The sequence below is a fragment of the Bradyrhizobium macuxiense genome (assembly GCF_007993935.1).
GTDB lineage: Bacteria > Pseudomonadota > Alphaproteobacteria > Rhizobiales > Xanthobacteraceae > Bradyrhizobium > Bradyrhizobium macuxiense_A.
This window is the reverse complement of sequence record NZ_VITY01000006.1, coordinates 120,254-145,069: the sequence shown is the minus strand read 5'-3', so window position 1 is coordinate 145,069 and position 24,816 is coordinate 120,254. Positions and strand designations below refer to the sequence as shown.

The window sequence follows — 24,816 nt, the reverse complement described above, 5'->3', positions numbered from 1 at the left end:
GCCGGGCAGGATATTGATTAACAGAATGGAAATTTTAAGTTGGTGTGTCCCGCATTGGGTCGCCGACTGGAATGAAGGGAAGCCGCCATGCGCTATGATGATTTCCGTCGCAGCGACGACATCGAAGACCGTCGCGACGAAGGCGGGATGGGTGGAGGCGGCGGTGGCGGCTTCGGGATTCCGATGGGCGGCGGTGGCGGGCTCGGCATCGGCACCATCATTGTGCTCGGCTTGCTCGGCTATGCCTTCGGCATCGACCCGCGCATCCTGATCGGCGGCGCCGAGATTCTCACCGGCGGCGGCCAGGCGCCGACCTATCAGACCGACCGGCAGGCGTCGGGCGGGCAGGCCAAGCGCGGTGCCCCGACCGACGAGATGGGCAGCATGATATCCGGCATCCTCGGTGAGATCGACGATCGCTGGAGCGAGATCTTCAAGGCGAGCGGCCAGAGCTATACCGGTCCGAAGATCGTGCTGTTCCGCAACGCCACCAATGGCGGCCGCTGCGGCATGGCGCAGTCGGCGATGGGACCGTTCTACTGTCCGCCGGACAAGACCATCTTCCTCGACACCGGCTTCTTCCGCGAGGTCGAGACACGCTTCCGCGGCTGCTCCGGCAACGCCTGCAAGTTCACCGCGGCCTACATCATCGCGCATGAGGCCGGCCATCACATCCAGAACCTGCTCGGCATCATCCCGCGCGTGAACCGGCTGCAGCAGCAGGCCGGCAGCAAGGCCGAGGCCAACGCGCTGCAGGTCAAGGTCGAGTTGCAGGCCGACTGTCTCTCCGGCGTCTGGGTCAATCGCGAGGAGAAGAAGCGGCCGGGCTTCCTCGAGGCCGGCGATATCGACGCCGCGCTGACCACCGCGAACGCGATCGGCGACGACACGCTGCAACGGCAAGCGACGGGCCGGGTGGTACCGGATTCCTTTACACACGGCTCCGCCGCTCAGCGCAAGCAATGGTTCATGACCGGCTACCAGCAGGGCACCGTGCAGGCCTGCAACACGTTCGGCGGCGGGTAGCTCTAGGCGGGGCTTTCGGTGGCGCGACATATATAGTTGTGCGCTGCCTGTGACGTCATCCTGAGGTGCTCGCCTCTTGGCGAGCCTCGAAGGATGACGGAGCCCGCGGCCCATCCTTCGAGGCTCGCTTCGCGAGCACCTCAGGATGACGGCGGGATGTGCGGAAGGAGCGCACTGCCATGTCTTCAATCGACGAATCCAAATCATTCGTCCCGCTCAACATCGCGGTGCTGACGATTTCAGACACCCGCTCATTGGCGGATGACAAATCGGGCACCACGCTCGCCGACCGTCTCACCGCGGCCGGCCACAAGCTCGCGGCGCGCGAGATCGTCACCGACGATGTCGAGGCGATCCGCGCCGTGATCCGGCGCTGGATCGCCGACCCGGGCGTCGATGCCGTGATCACGACCGGCGGCACCGGCTTCACCGGCCGCGACGTGACGCCGGAGGCGGTCGAGCCGCTGTTCGAGAAACGGATGGACGGCTTTTCGATCGCCTTCCACATGCTGAGCCATGCCAAGATCGGCGCCTCGACGATCCAGAGCCGCGCCACCGCCGGCGTTGCCGGCGCGACCTTCATCTTCTGCCTGCCTGGTTCGCCCGGCGCCTGCCGCGACGGCTGGGACGGAATCCTGGCCGCGCAGCTCGACTACCGCACGCGCCCCTGCAACTTCGTCGAGATCATGCCGCGGCTCGACGAGCACCTCCGCCGCCCGAAGGCGAAGGGATCGAGCGCGTAGTCCTTGTATCTCTCCATCGTCATTCCGGGGCGTGCGAAGCACGAACCCGGAATCTCGAGCCTGGTCCCCGTAGCCCGGATGAAGCGGAGCGAAATCCGGGGCAGTTTCCCCGCGGCGGTAGCGTTCCCGGATTGCGCTGCGCTCCATCCGGGCTACGGAGTCAAAATTCCGCGATCGGGAAGCTATTAACCGCTGATCAGCCTGACCAAGCCGCGCCACAACGCGCGAACCGCCCTGCGATACGCCTCGGCCCGCAGCGCATGCGCCCTGCGCGCATAGAATGTGATCAGCTCAGCCGTCACGCGCCGCCCGGTTTCGCGGCGCTGCGGCTTCACAACTTGAGCTCCCAGGTCTCGCCGACCAGATCGGCGCCGAAGCTGTGGTGCTTCTCTTCCTTGACGCGCTGAAAGCCGGCGCGGGCGTAGATGCCGCGCGCGGCGACCAGGATGCTCTGGGTCCACAGCGTCATCTTCTTGTAGCCCTTCTCGCGCGCGGTGCGGATGCACTGCTCGACCAGGGCGCGGCCGACGCCGAGCCCGCGCGCCTTCTCCTCGACCAGCAACAGCCGCAGCTTGGCGATCCCGTCGCCGCCGTTGACCAGGAAGATCGAGCCGACCGGCTCGCCATCGACCTCCGCGATCCAGCAATGCTCGCGGACCGGATCGAACGATCGCAGAAACTGCGCGCAGATCTCGGCTACCAACGCCTCGTAGCTGATGTCCCAGCCGTATTCCGCGGCGTAGGCTTGTCCCTGCCGCGAGACGACCCAGCCCATGTCGCCGACGCGGTGGCTGCGCAGCAGGAAGCCGGTGGGTTTTTGCATGGTTGGCTCCAACGCTTGTTCGATTGTGCTCATCGCATGCACCACCGCGGCGCGGTGGCTGCTGTCGATCTGCATCAGCAGCGCCGCGACCTCGTCGCGCGAGCGGCTGTCGAGGTCTGCGGCCGTGGCGCGGCCCTTGGCGGTCAGCGCCACCTCGTTGACGCGCTTGTCGGCCTTCGACGGCTTGCGCGTCACGATCTGGCGGCGCTGCAGCGCTGCCAGCGTGCGGCTGACGAAGCCGGCATCGAGGTCGAGATCGCGCACCAGGTCGGTGGCGATGCAGTGCTCGCGATGCGCAAGCTCGTAGATGATCCGCGCTTCCTGCAGCGTGAACGGGGAGTGCAGCAGCTTCGGCTCGATGATGCCGAGCTTGCGGGTATAGAACCGGCTGAAGCCGCGGACCGCGGCAACCTGGCTTTCGAGGGCGGCGTCGTAGGAATTTGATTTCATCAAATATATTATTTGACGGAATCAAATAATATGCAAGACCCTTTAAGCGACCATGATCCGGCTACGCAGCATGGTGCGGGAGGAGCGGCCGAGCCGGCGCAGCAGCCGCGCCTCGGAGCGGCGGGCGTCCGGCCGGTAGCCGCCGATCCGCTCGTAATGCTCGCGCGCGATCAGCAGGCCCTGTTCGGCCGAGGGGCCGGCGATCATCCGAGCGACGAATTTCAGGCCGTCGCGCAGGCCGGGGTCGGAGTAGGGCGCGCGGGCGTAGCGGAAGATGCCGGCGCGATCCTTGCCGCTCGCCGCCACCATCTGGATGAACTGGGTGGTTTCCTCGATCCAGCCGGCATCGAGCACCGCGCCCGGATGCAGGAACATCAGCCAGGGCGAGCGCGCCTGCCGTGCGCCGGCCGCGAGCGCCGCGGCGCGCGTGCCCTCGAAACGCAGGAACCGGCAACCGGCGACGTCGGCAACGCGTTCCATGATGTCGGTGTTGGTGCGGTCGACCAGCAGCACTTCGCGGATCACACCGGCGGCCGCGCCCGGCACCAGCGCGGCCAAGGTTGCGACCGCGGTGCGCTCGATCCCGTCGGTTGGAATGATCACGCTCAGCATGATTTGAGGCTTCGGTGGCTCAAACGGTTCAGGAAAACTCCGGCCGTGTTATCACCTTGTCATATTCAAAGCAGCCTTCTCATCTGCAGATTTTTGCGTCATCACTTTGTGGATTTTCTCTGCGCTTGTTCTTGATTTGTTCTCCGGCTGTGTTAGCTTCAAAGCATGAGCCGAGCATCCTCTCATGCCCTCAAGCACCCGCCGGTAACGGCGCCCTCCGATAACCCGGCGGGTGCACCCACCCCTTTTCCCGAGCTTGCGGTCGCAATCGAGCGCGAGCGGCGGCGCGGCCGCGGTGCGCAGTCCAACGCCAGCGGCCGCTACGAGGCCGAGGCGCGGGTCGCCTTCGACGACGGCTGGCAGAGCCTCGAAGACCTGCCGCCGTTCACCACCAGCGTCACGCTCGACACCTCGCGCAAGGTGATCACCCGCAACGACTCGCCCGACATCGGCTTCGACCGCTCGATCAATCCCTATCGCGGCTGCGAGCATGGCTGCGTCTATTGCTTCGCGCGGCCGACCCACGCCTATCTCGGCCTGTCGCCGGGGCTCGACTTCGAGTCGAAGCTGTTCGCCAAGCCCGACGCGCCGGCGCTGCTCGAGAAGGAGCTGGCGGCGCCCGATTATGAAGCGCGGATGATCGCGATCGGCACCAACACCGATCCCTATCAGCCGATCGAGCGCGAACGGAAGATCATGCGTGGCATTCTCGAGGTGCTGGAGCGCGCCGGTCATCCGGTCGGCATCGTCACCAAGTCGGCGCTGGTGACCCGCGACATCGACATCCTGGCGCGGATGGCCAAGCGCAATCTCGCCAAGGTCGCGCTCTCGGTGACGACGCTCGATGCGAAGCTCGCCCGCACCATGGAGCCGCGCGCCTCGACCCCGCCGAAGCGGCTCGAGGCGATCAAGCGGCTCACCGAGGCCGGCATCCCGACCACGGTGATGGTCGCGCCCGTGATCCCGGCGCTGAACGATTCCGAGATCGAGCGCATCCTCGATGCCGCTGCCCATGCCGGCGCGAAAGAGGCGAGCTACGTGCTGCTGCGGCTGCCGCTCGAGGTCCGCGACCTCTTTCGCGAATGGCTGATGGCGAACTATCCCGACCGCTACCGCCACGTCTTCACGCTGATCCGCGACATGCGCGGCGGCCGCGACTACGACTCGCAATGGGGTACGCGGATGAAGGGCACCGGGCCGATGGCCTGGATGATCGGCCGCCGCTTCGAGATCGCCTGCGAAAAGCTCGGCCTCAACAAGCGGCGCACCAAGCTGACCACCGATCACTTCGCCAAGCCGAAGCGCAGCGGGCAGCAGCTCAGTCTGTTCTAGGCGAGATCCCGTAGCCCGGATGAAGCGCAGCGAAATCCGGGACGGTCGAACATGGTTGCGAGATATTCCCGGATTGCGCTTCGCTCCATCCGGGCTACGAAGATGCAAGATGGCGACAACGTTAAATAAAGTGAGTGCAGCAATGAGTAACGCCCCGACCGCACGCTTCACCGTCCTGACCCTCGGCGTCAACGACATGCGCGCCAGCATCGCCTTCTATGAGTCCCTCGGCTTCAGCAGGAAGATGCGCGCCACCGGCGAGGAGGTGGCCTTCTTCGAGACCGGTGGCAGCGTGCTCGGGCTGTTCCCGTGGCATCTGCTCGCCGACGACGCCGGGCTGCCCGATCAGCCGCGGCCATCAGCATTCCACGGCGTTTCAATTGCCTGGAACTGCAACGACGATGCCGAGGTCGATCGGGTGATGGCGTTCGCGCTGTCGAAAGGCGCCAAATTGCTGAAGCCGGCGCAGCCGACCAGCTATGGCGGCTATTGCGGTTATTTCGGCGATCCCGACGGCCACGCGTGGGAAGTGGTGCGCGCGCCGGGATTCGAGGTGCTCGAGAGCGGGCGGGTGTCGATTCCCGACTAGGTGCGGGAAGAGGAGTGGGCCGAGTTGAATAACGGGGAAGGGCACCGGGTTCCCGGTTGCGTCGCGGGCCTTGGTTGATCACGATCCCCGCATGATTCGGGACAAGTCCAAGGCTACGTCAAAGACCGCGTCGAACAAGGCGCCAGCCAAGCCGGCCAATCGCGTCATCGCCGTGACCCGGCCGAGCTTTCGCCGCGAGCGCGCGCTGATCAAGCGCGGCGTCTGGCCGGTCGCCGGCTGCGACGAGGCCGGGCGCGGCCCGCTGGCGGGGCCCGTGGTCGCCGCCGCCGTCGTGCTGGATCCCGATCGCGTGCCCAAGGGCCTCGATGATTCCAAGCGGTTGACCGCCGAGCGCCGCGAGGAACTGTTCGAGGAGATCTGCGCCACCGCCGCGTTCTCGGTCGCGGTGGCCTCGCCGGCGCGAATCGACCGCGACAACATCCTGCGCGCCTCGCTGTGGGCGCTGGCGCGCGCGGTGCATGCGCTGCCGGAAATGCCGAAGCACGTCTTCGTCGACGGCCGCGACAAGCTCGCCACGCCCTGCGACTGCGACGCCGTGATCGGCGGCGACGGCATCGTGGCCTCGATCGCGGCGGCCTCGATCATCGCCAAGGTGACGCGCGACCGCCTGATGTGCGCGCTGGCGTTGGATTGCCCCGGCTACGGTTTCGAGCAGCACAAGGGCTACGGCGTGCCCGAGCACCTCGAGGCGCTGGACCGGCTCGGGCCGAGCACCCATCACCGCAGCTTCTTCGCCCCCGTCGTTGCCGCACGGCTGAAGCATTTTCCGCTTCCCGCCGAGCCCGACCTGTTCACGGTCGACGCCGAAAGCGAAGCCGCCGCGGCGTCCGAAGCGGCGTAGCACCGCCTTCAACCCACCCAACGCTGTCATCGCCCGGGCTCGCCGCCTCCGCTAAAGCTTCGGCTCGCCCAAGGCCGCTTGCCTCGTCGAAGCCTTGGCGTAGACGGGACCGGGCGATCCAGTATTCCAGAGACAGTCGTTTTCGATCGAGGGGCCGCGGCGTACTGGATCGCCCGCTTTCGCGGGCGATGACAACGGAGTTTGAGGATCGTGCGTCGGCATACCTGACGCCGGTTGCCTCCACCGCCGCCGCCCGTTATCAAAACCCTCGGGATCAGAAGACGCCGCCGTGTTCTAGCATGATCTTTTCGGAAAACCGCTTCGCACTTTTCCGGATCATGCTCGCGGGTGGCTGGGGCATTTCAGGCGTTTCATGCGGTTTACCTCCCTGGTTGTCGAACTGATCCGCGCCCGGCCGCGCCTCGTGGTGTGGGTCGTGGTGCTGGTGCAGGCCGCGATCTGGCTGGTCCTGCCGCTGATCTTCTACGGCAGCCCGCCCGGCAATCTCGCCACCGTCCTCGCCTTCGGCCGCGAATATCAGGTCGGCACCGACATGGGGCCGCCGCTGGCGTTCTGGCTCGCCGACATCGCCTTCCGCGCCGCCGGCAACCACGTGTTCGGTGTCTATCTGCTGGCGCAGGTCTGCGAGATCACAACCTTCATCGCCTTCTACCAGCTGGCGCGCGCCATTGTCGGCGGCCCGCAGGGCGTGCTGGCGGTGCTGCTGTCGATGACGGTCGTGGTGTTCTCCTCGCCGAGCCTCGAGTTCGGCCCGCTGATCCTGGCGCGCCCGCTGTGGGCGCTGTTGCTGCTGCATTCCTGGCAATTGATCGGGCAGAACCGGCGCAGCGCCTGGTTCGCCTGGTCGATCGATTGCGGCCTGCTGCTGCTGACGACGCCGGCGGCGATCGGCATGATCCTACTGGTGTCAGGCTTTGCGGTCGCAACCGAGCGCGGGCGGCGCACGCTGCGCGCGGTCGATCCGCTCTACGCGCTGCTGGTCATCATCGTGCTGGCGCTGCCCTATCTGATCTGGCTGGTCCGCGCCGACGTGCTGGCGTTGCCGGCACTGCCCGCGCTCGCCGATCTCAAGGCGCGCGCCCTGCACTGGGGTGTCGTGCTCGGCGGGCTGATCGTGGCGACGGTGGCGATCGTGGTGCTGGCGATCCTCAATTCGCGCTGGTTTGCCCGAGACGGTGAGGATGCCCCGATCATCTACCGACCGCCGGTCAGTCCGCTGGCGCAGCAATTCGTCTATTTCTTCGCATTCGCGCCGGCGATCGTGAGCAGCTTCATCTCCGCCCTGTTCGATCTGGATCGCGCCTTCGGCGGCGCCGGTGTCGCGCTGTTGATGTCGGGGCTGGCGGTCGTGGTCGCGACCGGCGATCTGATCCATCTGCGGCGGCAGCGGCTGCTGCGTTCGGTGTGGGCCTTCGCGGTCGCGGCGCCTGCTGCCGCGGCGCTGGCGGCGGCGCTGTTCCTGCCCTGGACCAGCACCAAGGAGGTGCCGACCTCGCTGCCGGCGGCCGCGATGGGGCGCTTCTTCGACGACAGCTATGAGCGCCGCACCAACCAGCGCCTGCGCGCGGTGGCCGGCGATCCCGAGATCGCCAGCCTGATTGCGATGAACGGGCGCCGCCCGCATCTGTTGCTCGACGCCGCGCCGCAGCGGACGCCCTGGCTGTCGGTCGCGAAGTTCAACGAGACCGGCGGCGTCGTGGTCTGGCGCGCGCAGGACACCGCCGGTACGCCGCCGCCCGAACTCGCGCAACGCTTCCCCGGCCTGGTGCCGGAAGTGCCGCGCTCGTTCGATCGGCTGGTCAACGGCCGGCAGCCGGTGCTGCGGATCGGCTGGGCGATCGTGCGGCCGAAGGGGTAGTGGTTTGATGTGAAGCCGTAGCCCGGATGGAGCGCAGCGAAATCCGGGGCCGCTTCCTCAACCTTCCGCAGCCTGACCCGGATTACGCTTCGCTCCATCCGGGCTACGGATTTACGAAGCCGGCTGCAACACCTTCGCGATCGCGCGCAGATCCTGCCACGACAGCCGCTTGTACGACGGCGAGCGCAGCAGATAGGCCGGGTGGAAGGTGGCGACCGCGCGGATCGTGCGGGTGCCGGTGTCGTAATCGATCCATTTGCCGCGCGTGCGCATGATGCCCTCGCGCGTGCCGAGCAGTGCCTGCGTCGAGGGATTGCCGAGCGTCACCAGCACGTCGGGATTGACCAGCTCGATGTGGCGCTGGATGAAGGGCAGGCACACCTGCGTCTCCTGCGGCGTCGGCGTGCGGTTGCCCGGCGGCCGCCACGGGATCACGTTGGCGATATAAGCTTTGCTGCGGTCGAGCCCGATCGCGGCGATCATGCGGTCGAGCAGCTTGCCGGAGCGGCCGACGAACGGCAGGCCCTCGATGTCCTCGTCGCGGCCCGGCGCCTCGCCGACGAACATCACGCGTGCCTCGGGGTTGCCATCGGCAAACACCAGCCGGGTCGCGGTGTGCTTCAACGCGCAGCCGTCGAACGTCTCCATCAGGGTGCGCAATGCTTCAAGCGTCGCCGCGGTGCGCGCGGCCTCGCGCGCGGAGGCGATCGCGGCGTCCGGCGCGACGGTGATTTCGCTGCGCGGAACTGCTGGGATCGGCGGGGGCCGCAGCGGATTGAGCGCCACCGGCCGCGGCGCGGCGAGGGCGGGAACTGGTTCGGCCTCCTCCAGCCGGTTGATCGGCTCGTCGCCAAGCGCGCAATCGACCCCGGCCTCGAGGTAAAAGGCCAGCAATTGCTGCAGTGTAGGGGTGGGCTCGGGCGGCAGGGCCATCATGGATGTAATTTTAGCATGAACGGGAAAAGCGGAGGCTGGTTTTTGGAAAAGATTATGCTCCTGTGGCGTCGCGGCCGCGCGAAACCTCGCAAAGCGCAATTCCATGGTTGTCCTTCCGCCAAAAATCGGAAACAACGACCTCTGAAAAGCTTAGAAGCGTTCTCAATGGGCTGAGATCAAAGATCATGAGTGCTGAAGACCTTCCTCCGCGCGAGTCTATGGAATTCGACGTCGTCATCGTCGGCGCCGGCCCGTCGGGCCTGTCGGCCGCGATCCGGCTGAAGCAGCTCAATCCGGAGCTCTCGATCGTCGTGGTGGAGAAGGGCTCGGAAGTCGGCGCGCACATCCTGTCGGGCGCGGTGATCGATCCGGCCGGCCTCGACAAGCTCGTGCCCGATTGGCGCGAGGATGCCGACTGTCCGCTGAAGACCCAGGTCACGAGCGACCGCTTCTACTGGGCGACGTCGCAAGGCTGGTTCCGCATCCCGAACTTCATCATGCCGCCGCTGATGAACAATCATCACTGCTACATCGGCTCGCTCGGCAATGTCTGCCGCTGGCTGGCGCCGAAGGCGGAAGCGCTCGGCGTCGAGATCTATCCGGGCTTCGCCGCCGCTGAGGTGCTTTATGACGACAAGGGCGCGGTGCGCGGCATCGCGACCGGCGACATGGGCGTCGCCAAGGACGGCAGCCACAAGGATTCCTATACCCGCGGCATGGAGCTGCTCGGCAAGTACACGCTGTTCGCCGAAGGCGCGCGCGGCTCGCTGTCCAAGCAGCTGATCGCGAAGTTCAAGCTCGACGCCAACTCCGAGCCGCCGAAATTCGGCATCGGCCTGAAGGAAGTCTGGCAGATCGATCCGGCGAAACACAACAAGGGCCGGGTGCAGCATACGCTCGGCTGGCCGCTGAACGACAAGACCGGCGGCGGCTCGTTCCTCTATCATTACGACGACAACCGCGTCGCGGTCGGCTTCGTCGTTCACCTGAACTACAACGATCCGTATCTGTCGCCGTTCGACGAATTCCAGCGGATGAAGACGCATCCCGATATTCGCGAGCTGTTCGAAGGCGGCAAGCGGCTCGCCTATGGCGCGCGCGCCATCACCGAGGGCGGCTACCAGTCGGTGCCGCGGCTCTCCTTCCCGGGCGGCGCGCTGATCGGCTGCGCCGCGGGCTTCGTCAACGTGCCGCGCATCAAGGGCGTCCACAACGCGATGGGCTCCGGCATGCTCGCCGCCGAGCACGTCGCTGCCGCGCTCGGCGCCGGCCGCGCCAATGATGAGCTCGTCGAGTATGAAAATGCCTGGCGTTCGTCGGCGATCGGCAAGGACCTGTTCAAGGTCCGCAACGCCAAGCCGCTGCTGTCGAAGTTCGGCAATTTGCTCGGAATGGCACTGTCCGGCTTCGACATGTGGTGCAACACGCTCGGCTTCTCGCTGTTCGGTACCCAGTCGCACGCCAAGCCGGACCGCAAGACGCTCGATCCGTCCAAGCAGCACCAGCCGATCGCCTATCCGAAGCCGGACGGCAAGATCTCGTTCGACAAGCTGTCGTCGGTATTCCTGTCCAACACCAACCATGAGGAGGACCAGCCGGTCCATCTCAAGGTCGCCGACATGAACCTGCAGAAGACGTCGGAACATGACGTGTTCGCCGGTCCCTCCAACCGCTATTGCCCGGCCGGCGTCTACGAGTGGGTCGAGGAATCCGCAGGACCGCGTTTCCAGATCAACGCCCAGAACTGCGTCCACTGCAAAACCTGCGACGTGAAGGATCCCAACGGCAACATCACCTGGGTTCCTCCGGAGGGCGGCGGCGGTCCGAACTACGAGGCGATGTAAGCCGACCACATTTGCGTGAGGCCGAGCGCAGCCCGCCGCAACCTCCGCTTGGCCTTTGCCTTGCGGAAGCGGCCGGATTGCACTGTCGGATACGTCAGGAAACTCGGAACAAGGTGTCGTGGCGTCAGGATCCGGCGCTTTTTGCGTCTGCGCGCGAATATGCCCGGCCCGGTCACGATACCGCCATAGTGGGAGCGTCTTGCGGGGGCTGGCTGGATCGGCGGATCTAAGGGCCTAATCTGCCAATTGATTCGTCACGGGTTGCCTTTGGGCGATCCTTGCGGATAACCGCCAAAAGCGGCATTGTCGCTCGCCGTGATGCCGCCGCTTGGGTTCGCATTTTGAGACTGATCGCAAGATCTTGGCCGTAAAATCCATCTTGGCGTAAATCCCTGGAGCAAGGCGACCGTGATGCTGTCCACCCGTTTCAACCGCTTGACGATTGCCCTTCTCGCTGCCGCGGCGCTTGCCGTGCCTGCGCAGCTGGCGGCGCAAACGCCGGAACATCCGACCGACAATACCGCCCAATTCCCGTCCAAGAACGATCTGAAATCGCTGACCACGGCCGGCAGCTACCTCGCCGCCCGCCACGCCAGTGTCGAACGCGATGCGGCCTCGGCCGCGGCGTTCTACCGCTCGGCGCTGCGCACCGATCCGAAGAATTCCGAGCTGCTCGACCGCGCCTTCATCTCCTCGCTCGCCGACGGCGACATCGACGAGGCGGTCAAGCTCGCCGACCGCATTCTGACCCAGGACAAGGCCAACCGCGTCGCCCGCCTCGTGGTCGGCGTGCGCGACCTCAAGCTGAAGAAGTACGCCGCGGCGCAGTCCAACATCAACCAGTCGGTGCGCGGCCCGATCACCGATCTGGTGGCGACGCTGCTGTCGGCCTGGGCGGCCTATGGCGCCGGCGACAGCAAGGGCGCGGTCGCCTCGATCGACAAGCTGACCGGCCCCGAATGGTATCCGATCTTCAAGGACCTGCACGCCGGCATGATCTACGAGTTGTCCGGCAAGGAGAAAGATGCCGGCGCCCGCTTCGAGAAGGTCTACAAGCTCGACGATTCGATGCTGCGCACGGTCGACGAATATGCGCGCTGGACCTCGCGCAACAAGGATGCAGCCGCCGCCACCGCGATGTACGAGGCGTTCGACAAGAAGCTACCGCGCCATCCGCTGGTGCTGGAAGGCATCAAGGAGACCAAGGCCGGCAAGAAGCTGCCGCCGCTGGTCGACAGCCCGCAGGCCGGCGCAGCCGAAGCGCTGTACGGCATCGGCGCGACGCTGACCCGCCGCGGCGGCGAGGACCTCGCGCTGGTCTACCTGCAGCTCGCGCTCTATCTGCAGCCCAACCATCCGCTGGCGCTGCTGTCGCTCGCCGATCTCTATGAATCGGTGAAGAAGCCGCAGATGGCGATCAAGGTCTATGAGCGGATGCCGGCGTCGTCGCCGCTGAAGCGCAACGCGCAGATCCAGCTCGCGACCAACCTCGACGCCGCCGACCGCAGCGACGAGGCGATCAAGATCCTCAAGGAGGTCACCGCGGATCAGCCGAAGGACATCGAGGCGATCCTGGCGCTCGGCAACATCGAGCGCGGCCGCAAGAAGTTCGCCGACTGCGCCACCACCTATTCGCAGGCGATCGACGCGCTGCCGGCCGGCAGCGGCGACAAGAATGCCTGGGTCACCTATTACTACCGCGGCATCTGCGAGGAGCGCTCCAAGCAGTGGAATAAGGCCGAGGCCGACATGCGCAAGGCGCTCGAGCTGCAGCCCGAGCAGCCGCATGTGCTGAACTATCTCGGCTATTCCTGGATCGACCAGGGCATCAACCTCGACGAAGGCATGAAGATGATCAAGCGTGCCGTCGATCAGCGCCCTGACGACGGCTACATCGTGGACTCCCTCGGCTGGGCTTACTATCGGATCGGCAATTACGACGAGGCGGTGAAGAACCTCGAGCGCGCGATCGATCTGAAGCCGGAAGATCCGACCATCAACGACCATCTCGGCGACGCCTACTGGCGCGTCGGCCGCACCCTGGAAGCCAAGTTCCAGTGGGCGCATGCCCGCGACCTCAAGCCCGAGCCGGAAGAGCTGCCGAAGATCCAGGCCAAGATCGACAACGGCCTGCCGGACGACACCTCGAACGCCGCCGCCGCCGACAAGAAGAAGGACGACGACGGCAAGGGCGGCTAGGGTTTGTTGGTGCGGTAAACTCGGTGTCGTCCCTGCGAAAGCAGGGACCCATACTCCGCGGCGCATGTTGTGAACCGAATTCGTCGTTCGGGCAGTCTACAACAATAATTATCGATGGTTATGGGTCCCTGCTTTCGCAGGGACGACGGCGGCTGATGCGGTTAGACGGCAGCGGTTGCCGCGCGCTGAGCCTCTTCCTTTGCCTCCCCCGCAAGCGGGAGAGGTGAAGCCAGGCTAATACAGCCCCCAAATCCCGGAATTTCCGTCCAAACAAAGGGATAGGATCGTACGGCGATTTACGCTAATCGCATCACGATGTTTGTTTTTTAGGGGTTTATCGCCGTGCCGGCGCTGATTGAAGAAGGGCGTGCCAAGGTCAACCTGACGTTGAAGGTTGTCGGACGGCGCGTCGATGGGTTTCACGATCTCGAGAGCGTCGTCGCGTTTGCCGATTGCGCCGATCGTCTCACGCTCGAGCCGGGCCCGGAGCTGTCGCTGACGATGGCGGGACCGCTGGCCGACGCCTGCGGCGATACTTCCGAGAATCTCGTGCTCAAGGCCGCGCGGCTGCTCGGCGAGCGCGTCGTGGATCTCGAGGTCGGCCACTTCACGCTGGAGAAGGTGCTGCCGGTTGCGGCCGGCATCGGCGGTGGCTCGGCGGATGCCGCGGCGGCGCTGCGGCTGTTGGCGCGGCTCAACGAGCTCTCGCTCGACGATAGCAGGATCATGGAGGTCGCGTTGCAGACCGGCGCCGACGTGCCGGTGTGCGTCGCCTCGCGCGCCTGCGACATGACTGGCGTCGGCGAGGGCCTGCTCCCGCTCGACCTGCCGAAAATGCCGGCCGTGCTGGTCAATCCGCGCGTGCCGGTCGCGACCAAGGACGTCTTCAATGCGCTCGGCCTGCGCCATGGCGAACTCCTGATCGGCGCCACCGATGTCGTGATGCAGGCGCCGGCCTGGCCGGAGGCCGGCCGCGCGGTCGACGATTGGATCGCAGCGCTTTCGCGCGGCACCAACGATCTCGAAGCCCCCGCGGCGCGCATCGAGCCCGTCATCAGTGACGTCTTGTCCGCGCTGCGCGCGACCACCGGCGTTCGCCTGGTGCGCATGTCGGGCTCCGGCGCGACCTGCTTTGCCGTGTTCGGAACCGATGCCGACGCCGAGGCCGCCGGCGAAAAACTCCGCGCCGACCATCCCGGCTGGTGGGTGCACGCGGGCTCGCTGAGCTAGCGTTTCGTCATTCACAGATGCGCAATTGCGCATCGGGGAACGACGTAGAGTAAGGTGCGACAAGGCGGGCCGAAGAGCAAAGCTCGGGCGAAACTTGCCGCGAGCACGCGGATGTGTGACTCACCAACCGTGCAACATACTCGATGTCGTCCCGGCCTAGTGCGCAATTGCGCACGGGGGCCGGGACCCATAACCATCGATGCTCATTGTTGCGCGACGCCGTGGCCGCAGCCTTGTTTAACAACTCAGCCCTGTGGTGATGGGTCCCGGCCTTCGCCGGGACGACACCTGTGGATGTGGCGACATCGCGTCTTCGCCGGGACGACATCCTCTCTGCCGCATCATCCCACCCCAACGCCGGGCAGCGTTGCGCCCCGGATTGCTTGGCAAGCCAAACCCCGTTTGCCATAACAGGATGAAACAACAACGTTGCACGTGCGGGGCCGTTCGGAGACCGCCGGCAGCCAAAGAGCCGGGAGGATGCCATGGCCAATATCCGAGTTCTCGCCACCGATCTCGAGTTTCCCGAAGGTCCCGTCGTGATGCCCGACGGCTCGGTCGTGCTGGTCGAAATCCGCGGCCAGCGGCTGACCCGGGTCTATCCGGACGGGCGCAAGGAGATCGTCGCCAAGGTGCCGGGCGGCCCGAACGGTGCCGCGCTCGGTCCCGACGGCAAGATCTACATCTGCAACAATGGCGGCTTCTCCTGGATCCCGACCAAGAACATGATCATGCCGGGACCGCAGCCGGAGGATTATCTCGGCGGCTCGATCCAGCGCGTCGATCTGCAATCCGGCAAGGTCGAGACCGTGGTGACGAAGTGCGGCGAGCATGAGCTGCGCGGGCCGAACGACCTGGTGTTCGACAGACAGGGCGGCCTTTGGTTCTCCGATCTCGGCAAGCGCCGCGCCCGCGACATGGATGTCGGCGCGTTTTATTACCTGAAGCCCGGCATGAACGAGATCGTCGAGGCCGTGCACGGCATCCTGCCGGCCAACGGCATTGGTCTCTCGCCGGACGAGAAGACCGTCTACATCGCCGAGACGCCGACGGCGCGGCTGTGGGCTTATGAGTTGTCCGAGCCGGGCACCATCAAGCCGCGCGACGTGATCTATCGCGGCGAGCGGGGAAAGCCGATCGCGGGGCTCGGCGGCTACCAGATGTTTGATTCACTCGCGGTCGAAGCGAACGGCAATGTCTGCGTCGCGACCCTGATCTCGGGCTGCATCTCGGTGATCGCGCCCGATGGCACCGTGGTCGAGCAGGTGCCGACCGGCGACCGCGTCACCACCAACATCGCCTTCGGTGGTCCCGATCTAAAGACTGCCTACATCACGCTGTCGGGCAAGGGTGAGCTGATCGCGATGGACTGGTCGCGGCCGGGATTGCCGCTGAATTTTCTGAACAAGTGATCGAGCCCACCGTCATTGCGAGGAGCGAAGCGACGAAGCAAACCATCGATCCGCATATGTGGACGGATGGATTGCTTCGCTTCGCTCGCAATGACGGTTAAGGTCGCGCGAGACTACAGACGAAGGATAACAAAATGCCCTGGCTTGAACCGGTCACCCTTCGCGGCGCGCATGCGCGGCTCGAACCGCTGTCGCATGATCACCTCGCTGGAGTGACGGAGGCGGTGAAGGACGGCGAGCTGTCAAAGCTCTGGTACACCGCGATTCCGCAAGCAGAGAACATGGCGAAAGAGATCGACCGCAGGCTTGGCCTGCAGAAGGCCGGCTCGATGCTGCCGTTCACGGTGTTCGATGCCGATGGCCGGATCTCGGGCATGACCACCTACATGAATGTCGACACGCCGAACCGCCGCGTCGAGATCGGCTCGACCTGGTACGCCAAGCGCGTGCAGCGCAGCGCGGTCAACACGCAGTGCAAACTGCTGCTGCTGCAACATGCCTTCGAGAAGCTCGATTGCATCGCGGTCGAGTTCCGCACGCACTTCTTCAATCACCAGAGCCGGCGCGGCATCGAGCGTTTGGGTGCCAAGCAGGACGGCATCCTGCGCAGCCACCAGATCGCGCCCAACGGCACGTTGCGCGACACCGTGGTTTACAGCATCATCGCCAGCGAATGGCCGACGGTGAAGGCGCATCTCAACTATCAACTCAACGAAAAGCCGCGCTGACACTGTGGTCGGCGCCAGAAACGAGACGATGGAAACGTTCGATTATGTGATCATCGGCGCGGGCTCCGCCGGGAGCGTGCTGACCAACCGGTTGAGTGAGGACGCGGGCACGCGGGTGTGCGTGCTCGAGGCGGGGCCGAGCGACTGGCATCCCTACATCCATCTGCCGGCCGGCTTCATCAAGACCTTCCACATGAAGAGCGTGAACTGGGCCTACCAGCAGGAGCCTGGTCCCTATACCGGCGGGCGCAGCATCTACGCGCCGCGCGGCAAGACGCTCGGCGGCTCGTCCTCGATCAACGGCCATATCTACAATCGCGGCCAGCGCCAGGATTTCGACACCTGGGCGCAGCTCGGCAATCGCGGCTGGGGCTATCCCGACGTGCTGCCGTATTTCCGGCGCATGGAGCGAAGGATCGGCGAGGGCGACGACACTTATCGTGGCCGCGACGGCAATCTCACCGTCACCACGATGGATTGGCAGGACCCGCTCTGCGAGGCCTTCATGGCGGGCGCGGTCAGCCTCGGCATTCCGCGCAATCCTGATTACAACGGCCAGATCCAGGAGGGCGTGTCGTATTGCCAGCGCACCATCCTGAACGGCCGCCGGGTCAGCGCCGCCACCGCCTTCCTGCATCCGGCGCGAAAGCGGCCGAATGTCGATGTGCGCACGCATGCCCATGTCACCAGCATCATCTTCGAGGGCAAGCGCGCGGTCGGCGTACGCTACAACCGCGGCGGCAAGCACGGCGATCCGCTGGAGATCCGCGCCACCAAGGAGGTCATCCTCTCCGGCGGCGCCTACAATTCGCCGCAGCTGTTGCAGCTCTCCGGCGTCGGCTCGCCCGACCTGCTGCAGTCGCACGGCATCGAGGTGCGCCACGCGCTGCCGGGTGTCGGCGAAGGCCTGCAGGATCACTACGCGCCGCGTTCGGTGGCGCGGGTCAAGAACATCCGGACCATCAACGAGCTGCGCCGCGGCTTCAGCCTGTGGGGCGAGGCGATCAAATGGGCGACGACGCGGCGCGGGCTGCTGTCGCTGTCGCCGACCATGGTTTACTGCTTCTGGCATTCCGGCGAGACCACCGAGAGCTCCGATTTGCAACTCACCTTCACGCCGGCGAGCTACAAGGAAGGCGTGCAGGGCCAGCTCGAGGACGAACCCGGCATGACGGTTGCCTCATGGCAGCAGCGGCCGGAGAGCCGCGGCTATGTCCGAATCCGCTCGGCCGATCCGTTCGCGCCGCCGATCATCCAGACCAATTATCTCGCCGAGGAGATCGATCGCCGCGTCGTCGTCGCCGGCATGAAGCTGGCGCGCCGGCTGCTCGCCTCCGAGCCGCTCAAGCCGTATTTCGCCTATGAGGACTTTCCCGGTCCGAAGGTCACGAGCGACGAGGAGCTGCTTGCGGCCGCGACCCAACGCGGCACTACCACCTTCCATCCCGGCTGCACCTGCCGGATGGGACCGGCGGATGCATCGTGGGCCGTGGTCGACGACCAGCTTCGGGTCCACGGCATGGAAGGCCTGCGCGTGATCGACGCCTCGATCATGCCGCGGATGATCTCGGCCAATCTCAACGCCTCGACCCTGATGATCGCCGACAAGGCCTCCGACATGATCCGCGGCAAGACGCCCGAGGCGGCGGCGAAGCTGCCGGAGTATGCGTGAGGAAGCGGATAGGTACGACGATAGCCGTTCAGCGTCGTCCCGGCGAAGGCCGGGACCCATAACCACCGATGCTCATTGTTGAGCGCCAGTGGAATGACGAATTCCGTCGACAACATCCGCCGCGGAGTATGGGTCCCGGCCTTCGCCGGGACGACAGCGTTGGGTGTGTCGCCGTTGGAGACCGGAAAGCAGAAGCAGCTCAGCCGTAGACGAACGCCTTGTCGTCGAGATCAATCGCCGGGAATTCGTCCTTCTCGGCCCAGTAGTCCTGGTTGTGCTGCCACTCCGGCTTGTCGCCGCGCTTCGGCAACAGGTGCATGCCGCGCATCATGTAGCCGGGGTTGAAGTTCTCCGGATCGATCCACGGCAGCAGCGGCATGTTGTGGTCTTCGGGGCGCAGCGCCGGCGTTACCTTGTTCACGCCGGTTGCCTTCATGTGCTTGAGCATGCGGCAGACGAAGTCGCCGACCAGATCGACGCGCAGGGTCCAGCTGGCGCGGAAATAGCCGAACACCCAGACGAGGTTCGGCACGCCGGTGAACATCATGCCGCGATAGGTCACGGTGTCCTTGAAGTCGAGCGGCTTGCCGTCGATCTCGAAGTCGATGCCGCCATTGGCGGAGAGGTGGAAGCCGGTCGCGGTGATGATGATGTCGGCTTCGAGCTCCTTGCCGGACTTGAGCAGGATGCCCTTCTCGGTGAAGCGGTCGATCTCGTCGGTGACGACCGACGCCTTGCCGCCCTTGATGGCGTGGAACAGGTCGGCATCCGGAATGAAGGCGATGCGCTGCCGCCACGGCCGGTAGCGCGGCGTGAAGTGGGTGGCGATGTCGTAGTCCTTGCCGAGAACGGCCTCGACCGCCGCCAGCAGGTCCTTCTTGGCGCCCTCCGGCTCGGCGAAGGTCCGCTTGGTGAAGGCATCCTGCTCGAACAGGATCTTGCGGCGGGTGATCTCGTGGATCCACGCCTCGTCGACCTGCAGCCGGCGCAGCTCCTCGGCGATCTCGATCGCGTTGCGGCCGGTGCGGAAATAGGTCGGCGACCGCTGCAGCATGGTGACATGGCCGGCATCCTTGGCCATCGCCGGGATCAGGGTCGCGGCGGTGGCGCCGGAGCCGATCACGATGACGCGCTTGCCCTTGTAGTCGAGGTCGTCGGGCCAGGTCTGCGGATGCACGACCGTACCCTTGAACTTCGTCATGTCGGTCCATTCGGGCGTATAGCCCGCGTCGTGGCGGTAGTAGCCCTGGCACATCCAGAAGAAGTTGGTGGTGAAGCGCAGCCGCTCGCCGGTGTCGATGCGGGTGGCATCGATGGTCCAGAGATTGGTCTCGTTCGACCACTTCGCCGCGGTGATGGTGTGGCGATAGCGGATGTGGCAGTTGAGGTCGTTCTCCTCGATCACCTCGCCCATGTATTTCAGGATCTCCGCTGCGCTCGCGATCGGCGCGCTGGTCCACGGCTTGAAGCGATAGCCGAAAGTGTGCAGGTCGCTGTCGGAGCGAATGCCGGGATAGCGGTGGGTCGACCAGGTGCCGCCGAAGGTCTTCTGCGTCTCCAGCACCACGAAGCTGGTGCCCGGGCATTGCGTGGTGAGGTGGTAGGCGGCGCCGACGCCGGAAATGCCGGCGCCTGCGATCAGGACGTCGAAATGCTCTGTGGTGACCGGCTCGGCGGCACGGATCTGGGTCTGGACGTTCATCTTCCCTGGTCTTCTTGTTTGTTGGCTTGTTGTTGAGCACTGGAAGCAAAACGCCGGAGCCATCGCCCCGGCGTCCGCCGATCTCGAAACTAGACTTCGCGGCGGCTGAGGAACGCCAGCCGCTCGAACAGATGCACGTCCTGCTCGTTCTTGAGCAGCGCGCCGTGCAGCGGCGGGATCAGCTTGCGCGGATCGCGCTCCCGGAGCATCTCGGGCGTGATGTCCTCGTTGAGCAGCAGCTTGAGCCAGTCGAGCAGCTCGGAGGTCGAGGGCTTCTTCTTCAGGCCCGGAACCTCGCGCACCTCGAAGAAGATCCGCAGCGCTTCCTCCACCAGGCGCTTCTTGATGCCGGGGAAGTGCACGTCGACGATCTTGCCCATCGTCTCGGTGTCGGGGAACTTGATGTAGTGGAAGAAGCAGCGGCGCAGGAACGCGTCCGGCAGTTCCTTCTCGTTGTTCGACGTGATCATCACGATCGGGCGCAGCTTCGCCTTGATGGTCTCGCCGGTCTCGTAGACGTGGAACTCCATGCGGTCGAGTTCGAGCAGCAGGTCGTTGGGGAATTCGATGTCCGCCTTGTCGATCTCGTCGATCAGGAGCACCGGGCGCTTCTCGTTGGTGAAGGCCTCCCACAGCTTGCCGCGCTTGATGTAGTTCTTGATGTCGGACACGCGGGCGTCGCCGAGCTGGCTGTCGCGGAGGCGCGACACCGCGTCGTACTCGTAGAGGCCCTGCTGCGCCTTGGTGGTCGATTTGATGTGCCAGGTCAGAAGCGGCGCGTCGATCGCCTTGGCGACTTCCTCGGCCAGCACGGTCTTGCCGGTGCCGGGCTCGCCCTTCACCAGCAGCGGGCGCTCGAGCACGATGGCGGCGTTGACGGCGACCTTGAGGTCATCGGTGGCGACGTAGTCCTTGGTACCCGTGAATTTCATCTATCTCTTTGCCTTGTTTCGTTCGCTGGCCGGTTCGGCCTCAACATGAAACGACCGCTCTCGCAGCGGCCGTGGGAATTGCAAATTGTTCGATCAGACTCGTCTGATCAGCGACAGGATCACCAGCACGACCACAGCACCGATCGTCGCGTTGACGATGTCGCGGACCGTGCCGCTGCCGAGGCTGACGCCGAGTTGCGGCAACAGCCAGCCCGCCACCAGCGCGCCGATGATGCCGACCACGATGTTGCCGATCAGCCCGAAGCCCGCGCCGCGGACGATCAGCCCGGCGAGCCAGCCGGCAATCGCACCGATCACCAGTGCCGCAATGATGCCCATTCAAACGTCCTGCCCATTGTCTTGTCAGGCGCAATTGTAAATGAAAACGCCGGGCGGTCTAGGGCGGATTCCGCAGCGCAGCGGTACCCTGAACGGCAGCCAGCGCATAAGCAGCTGGCGCATAGTATGTCAGGCGTACTGTTTCCGCCCTGCGGAATGACTGTCACCCGCGAGCGACGAGGCCAGCACCGCGCAGTCGCGTCCCCTGCGTTTCGCCTCATAGAGTGCGAGATCGGCTTGGCCGAGCAGTTCGGTCTCGTTCGCGGTCGCAGCCGATCGGCTGGCGATGCCGAGGCTGATCGAGACCACGCCGCGGCGCGCGGCCGGATTGGCGATCGCCAGCGATCGCACCGTGAGGCGCATCGCTTCGGCGACCTTCAGCGCATCCTCTTCGCCGACGCCGGGCAGGATGATCGCGAATTCCTCGCCGCCGTAGCGCGCCGCCATGGCCGTGGTGTTGGTGGTGGCATCGGCGATCACGCGCGCCACCCGTCTCAGGCATTCGTCGCCGGCCTGATGGCCCTGGGTGTCGTTGAAGTCCTTGAAGTGATCGATGTCGAGCATGATCAGGGAGATCAGCTCGCGGTCGCGGAACTCGCGCGGCAACGCGCTGTCGAAGCTGCGGCGGTTGGCGAGCGCGGTCAGGCCGTCGGTGGTCGCAAGCTCGGACAGGCGGACGTTCAGCGCGTTGAGCTCGTCCTCCATCTTGCGGCGCTCGGTCACGTCGCGCAGCACGCCGACGACCTCGATGGCCTGATGGTCTTCCGCAATCCCGGCCAGCTTGAAGTTGATCTCGACCCAGACCTCGGTCCCGTCGGCGCGGAAGGTCTTGAATTCGACGGTCTTGGTGGTGGTCCAATTGGTCAGTTCCGATGTCGCCTTGGCGACGTCGGCGAGGTGATCGGGATGCACGAACTCGAAACAGGATTTGCCGATCAGATCGTCCGGCTTGCGGCCGAGGATGGTCTCGACCGACTGCGACACGAACAGGAAGCGGCCGTTGCGGTCGAGCAGGATCACGACGTCGGCGATGTTGTCGGCCAGCAGCCGGTAGCGCGCCTCGCGCTCCCTGAGCATCCGCGCGACCTTGGCCCGCTTGGCAAACTCCTTGCCCAACAGGATGGCGAACAGGATGACGCTTCCCATCAGAATCACGGCAACGAACAGGTCGTTGCGCAGATCCTCATGCCATGCGGCGAGCACCTGCGCTTCCGGCAAGGCGACGGTGACCACGATCGGATATTGCGATGCGCGCTCGAAGCCGAGAAACTTGACGCGTCCATCGAACGGCGATGTGGTCCTGCTATAGCCCGTCCGGTCCTGCTGGATCTGCGCCTTGAAGGCCGCGGAAACCTCCTTGCTCCACTTGCCCGCCGGCCAGTGCGCCAGAACGACGCCGTCGAGGCGGAGCAGGGTAATTCCGGCATGCGGACCGAATTCGAAGGCCTGGTAGAACTGGTCGAAAAAGCCGCTTTCGATGGTCGCAAACAGCACGCCGCCGAAGCTGCCGTCCTCCCTGGTGACGCGTCGCGACAGCACGATGGTCTGATGCCCGGTCAGGCGGGACTGCAACGGCTCGCTGATATGCAGCGTCGCGTCCGGCGAGTCGCGATGGCTGATGAAATAGCCGCGATCGGCGTTGTTGTGGGCCGGCAGCTCCGCGGCCGAGGAGTAGATCCGGTTGCCGTCGGGGTCGATGACGCCGATCTCCTTGATCTGCGGCAGCGCATCCGCGGTCTTGCGCAAGGCCGCGTTGAAGCGGTCGACGCGGGGCTTCTGGTATTTCAGCAGGTCGACCATGGCGTTCATGGCCACGTCGATCGCCTGGACCGAATGGGAGGCGTGTTCCGCCAGCGAATGGGTGAGGTTGCGGATGTCGCGTTCGCCCTGCGACAGGGCCGTGGTGCGCGCCTCGACCGCCTTCCAGATCAGCAGACCCAGCACGAATATGCTCATCGCCGTCACCACGGCGGCGACGATCGCCGTCGGCGAGAACAGTTTCGGCAGCTTGGCGTTGCGGTGGGGCAAGGCGATCGGGTCCACTGGCGTCGTGTTAGCTCCAGTGATCAACGTCCCATCTTAACGTCACGTTTCGCCGCCGGGAGCCGAAGCTGGCCGGGGTGGTTAAGTGAAAGTGAATGGCTGATCCGCCGGAACGGGCGGGGTAGGGGCCCTTGACGGCACCGGCAGGGCGGGCGATCTAAGTAACCATGTTCCTCCAGTTCTTCACATCACTGCGCGACGCCCAGGTCCCCGTGACGCTCCGGGAATATCTGACCTTGATGGAAGCGCTCGACGCCGACCTCGCCGAACAGACGGTCGAAAACTTCTATTATTTGTCGCGCGCCGCCCTGGTGAAGGACGAGCGCAATCTCGACAAGTTCGACCGCGTGTTCGGCACCGTGTTCAAGGGGCTCGAGAGCCTGCTCGACGCCATGGGCAAGGCGGAGATCCCCGAGGAGTGGCTGAAGAAGCTCGCCGAGAAATATCTCACCGAGGAAGAGAAGAAGCAGATCGAGGCCATGGGCTGGGACAAGCTCATGGAGACCTTGAAGAAGCGGCTCGAGGAACAGAAAGGCCGCCACCAGGGCGGCAGCAAGTGGATCGGCACCGCCGGCACCTCGCCGTTCGGCGCCCACGGCTATAATCCCGAGGGCGTGCGGATCGGGCAGGAGAAGAACCGCAACAACCGCGCCGTGAAGGTGTGGGACAAGCGCGAGTTCAAGGACCTCGACGGCAATGTCGAGCTCGGCATCCGCAACATCAAGGTCGCGCTGCGGCGGCTCCGCAAGTTCGCGCGTACCGGCGCGCCCGACGAGCTCGACCTCGACACCACGATCAAGGAGACCGCCAACCACGGCTATCTCGACGTGCACATGCGCCCCGAGCGGCGCAATGCGGTCAAGGTGCTGGTGTTCTTCGATATCGGCGGCTCGATGGATTCGCATATCGAGCAGGTCGAGGAACTGTTCTCGGCCGCCAAGAGCGAATTCAAGCACATGGAATATTTCTACTTCCACAACTGCCTCTATGAAGGCGTCTGGAAGCAGAACAAGCGGCGCTTCACCGATCGAACGCCGACCTGGGACGTGCTGCACAAGTACCCGCACGACTACAAGGTGGTGTTCGTCGGCGACGCCTCGATGAGCCCTTACGAGATCATGGTGCCCGGCGGTTCGGTCGAGCATGTCAACGAGGAGGCCGGCTCGGTCTGGCTCGACCGCATCACCCGCACCTATCCGCACGCGGTGTGGCTCAATCCGGTGGCGCAGAAGCACTGGGACTATTCGGAATCGACCACCATCATCCGCCGCCTGTTCTCCGAGCGCATGTATCCGATCACGATCGAGGGTCTGGAGAACGCGATGCGGGAGCTGGTGCGGTAATAACTTCCGTCATTCCGGGGCGATGCGAAGCATCGAACCCGGAATTTCGAGATTCCGGATCAGCCGCTTCGCGTCTGTCCGGAATGACGGTGGCAAAAGACAAAGACAAGGGAGAGCCCC

The 24,816-nt window shown here is 65.1% G+C and carries 21 protein-coding genes; 13 read left to right on the top strand and 8 right to left on the bottom strand.

Annotation, left to right across the window (positions count from 1 at the left end; all coding sequences use genetic code 11):
- The first annotated feature begins 87 nt into the window (after positions 1–87).
- Together ypfJ and moaB are read left to right on the top strand one after the other, a co-directional pair.
- The gene (gene ypfJ, locus FBZ93_RS17635) at positions 88–1,026 is read left to right on the top strand and encodes a KPN_02809 family neutral zinc metallopeptidase (protein WP_074130872.1); all 939 of its coding nucleotides are present in this window, start codon (positions 88–90) and stop codon (positions 1,024–1,026) included.
- Between the two features lie 179 nt (positions 1,027–1,205).
- The gene (gene moaB / locus FBZ93_RS17630; protein ID WP_146987166.1) at positions 1,206–1,769 is read left to right on the top strand and encodes a molybdenum cofactor biosynthesis protein B; all 564 of its coding nucleotides are present in this window, start codon (positions 1,206–1,208) and stop codon (positions 1,767–1,769) included.
- 185 nt (positions 1,770–1,954) lie between these two features.
- On the opposite strand, the gene FBZ93_RS41955 is transcribed toward moaB, so the two are convergent.
- From FBZ93_RS41955 to FBZ93_RS17620, 3 genes are read right to left on the bottom strand one after another with little or no spacing between them, the layout of a single operon-like run.
- Positions 1,955–2,071: an RSP_7527 family protein gene (locus FBZ93_RS41955; RefSeq protein WP_433995425.1), complete on the bottom strand. Its 117-nt coding sequence runs from the start codon at positions 2,069–2,071 to the stop codon at positions 1,955–1,957.
- Positions 2,072–2,100: 29 nt separating this feature from the next.
- Entirely contained in the window at positions 2,101–3,042 is a 942-nt protein-coding gene (locus FBZ93_RS17625; RefSeq protein ID WP_146987165.1) for a bifunctional helix-turn-helix transcriptional regulator/GNAT family N-acetyltransferase, read from the bottom strand.
- Between the two features lie 42 nt (positions 3,043–3,084).
- Positions 3,085–3,654 (bottom strand): glycosyl transferase, encoded by a 570-nt coding sequence (locus FBZ93_RS17620; RefSeq protein WP_146987164.1) that lies wholly within the window; start codon positions 3,652–3,654, stop codon positions 3,085–3,087.
- Between the two features lie 165 nt (positions 3,655–3,819).
- On the opposite strand from FBZ93_RS17620, the gene FBZ93_RS17615 reads away from it, so the two are divergent.
- The 4 genes from FBZ93_RS17615 (at position 3,820) to FBZ93_RS17600 (ending at position 8,316) form a co-directional block, all read left to right on the top strand.
- A complete protein-coding gene (locus tag FBZ93_RS17615; RefSeq protein WP_146987163.1) occupies positions 3,820–4,986 on the top strand; it encodes a PA0069 family radical SAM protein in 1,167 nt (388 codons plus the stop codon).
- Positions 4,987–5,128: 142 nt separating this feature from the next.
- Positions 5,129–5,575 carry a VOC family protein gene (locus tag FBZ93_RS17610; protein WP_146987162.1) on the top strand — a complete coding sequence of 149 codons (447 nt, stop codon included), beginning with the start codon at positions 5,129–5,131 and terminating at the stop codon, positions 5,573–5,575.
- 91 nt (positions 5,576–5,666) lie between these two features.
- A complete protein-coding gene (locus FBZ93_RS17605; protein ID WP_146987161.1) occupies positions 5,667–6,437 on the top strand; it encodes a ribonuclease HII in 771 nt (256 codons plus the stop codon).
- A 373-nt stretch (positions 6,438–6,810) separates the two neighbouring features.
- Complete coding sequence (locus FBZ93_RS17600; protein ID WP_146987160.1) at positions 6,811–8,316, top strand: glycosyltransferase family 39 protein; 1,506 nt, start codon at positions 6,811–6,813, stop codon at positions 8,314–8,316.
- 111 nt (positions 8,317–8,427) lie between these two features.
- Here FBZ93_RS17600 and FBZ93_RS17595 read toward each other — a convergent pair whose 3' ends face one another.
- The gene (locus FBZ93_RS17595) at positions 8,428–9,252 is read right to left on the bottom strand and encodes a uracil-DNA glycosylase (protein WP_433995420.1); all 825 of its coding nucleotides are present in this window, start codon (positions 9,250–9,252) and stop codon (positions 8,428–8,430) included.
- A 185-nt stretch (positions 9,253–9,437) separates the two neighbouring features.
- On the opposite strand from FBZ93_RS17595, the gene FBZ93_RS17590 reads away from it, so the two are divergent.
- From FBZ93_RS17590 to FBZ93_RS17565, 6 genes are all read left to right on the top strand, one after another.
- Positions 9,438–11,096 (top strand): electron transfer flavoprotein-ubiquinone oxidoreductase, encoded by a 1,659-nt coding sequence (locus tag FBZ93_RS17590; RefSeq protein ID WP_146987159.1) that lies wholly within the window; start codon positions 9,438–9,440, stop codon positions 11,094–11,096.
- Between the two features lie 411 nt (positions 11,097–11,507).
- Entirely contained in the window at positions 11,508–13,295 is a 1,788-nt protein-coding gene (locus FBZ93_RS17585) for a tetratricopeptide repeat protein (protein WP_146987158.1), read from the top strand.
- 342 nt (positions 13,296–13,637) lie between these two features.
- Positions 13,638–14,525, top strand: coding sequence for a 4-(cytidine 5'-diphospho)-2-C-methyl-D-erythritol kinase (locus tag FBZ93_RS17580; protein WP_146987157.1), 888 nt, complete (start codon positions 13,638–13,640; stop codon positions 14,523–14,525).
- A gap of 485 nt (positions 14,526–15,010) precedes the next feature.
- Positions 15,011–15,937 carry an SMP-30/gluconolactonase/LRE family protein gene (locus FBZ93_RS17575; RefSeq protein WP_146987156.1) on the top strand — a complete coding sequence of 309 codons (927 nt, stop codon included), beginning with the start codon at positions 15,011–15,013 and terminating at the stop codon, positions 15,935–15,937.
- Positions 15,938–16,071: 134 nt separating this feature from the next.
- Entirely contained in the window at positions 16,072–16,665 is a 594-nt protein-coding gene (locus FBZ93_RS17570) for a GNAT family N-acetyltransferase (RefSeq protein ID WP_146987155.1), read from the top strand.
- 28 nt (positions 16,666–16,693) lie between these two features.
- On the top strand, positions 16,694–18,337 hold the full coding sequence (locus FBZ93_RS17565) for a GMC family oxidoreductase (protein WP_146987154.1): 1,644 nt from the start codon (positions 16,694–16,696) through the stop codon (positions 18,335–18,337).
- A gap of 199 nt (positions 18,338–18,536) precedes the next feature.
- Here the strand turns inward: FBZ93_RS17565 and FBZ93_RS17560 are convergent, their stop codons facing one another.
- The 4 genes from FBZ93_RS17560 to FBZ93_RS17545 all read right to left on the bottom strand — a co-directional run bounded on the left by FBZ93_RS17560 (position 18,537) and on the right by FBZ93_RS17545 (position 23,338).
- Positions 18,537–20,039, bottom strand: a complete 1,503-nt coding sequence (locus FBZ93_RS17560; protein ID WP_146987153.1) for a flavin-containing monooxygenase — start codon at positions 20,037–20,039, stop codon at positions 18,537–18,539.
- An 89-nt stretch (positions 20,040–20,128) separates the two neighbouring features.
- Positions 20,129–20,971, bottom strand: coding sequence for an AAA family ATPase (locus tag FBZ93_RS17555; RefSeq protein ID WP_028334810.1), 843 nt, complete (start codon positions 20,969–20,971; stop codon positions 20,129–20,131).
- Between the two features lie 93 nt (positions 20,972–21,064).
- A complete protein-coding gene (locus tag FBZ93_RS17550; protein ID WP_050422003.1) occupies positions 21,065–21,310 on the bottom strand; it encodes a GlsB/YeaQ/YmgE family stress response membrane protein in 246 nt (81 codons plus the stop codon).
- 129 nt (positions 21,311–21,439) lie between these two features.
- Positions 21,440–23,338 (bottom strand): diguanylate cyclase, encoded by a 1,899-nt coding sequence (locus tag FBZ93_RS17545; protein ID WP_246667534.1) that lies wholly within the window; start codon positions 23,336–23,338, stop codon positions 21,440–21,442.
- A 182-nt stretch (positions 23,339–23,520) separates the two neighbouring features.
- On the opposite strand from FBZ93_RS17545, the gene FBZ93_RS17540 reads away from it, so the two are divergent.
- The gene (locus FBZ93_RS17540) at positions 23,521–24,696 is read left to right on the top strand and encodes a vWA domain-containing protein (protein ID WP_050632069.1); all 1,176 of its coding nucleotides are present in this window, start codon (positions 23,521–23,523) and stop codon (positions 24,694–24,696) included.
- Positions 24,697–24,816: the final 120 nt, after the last annotated feature.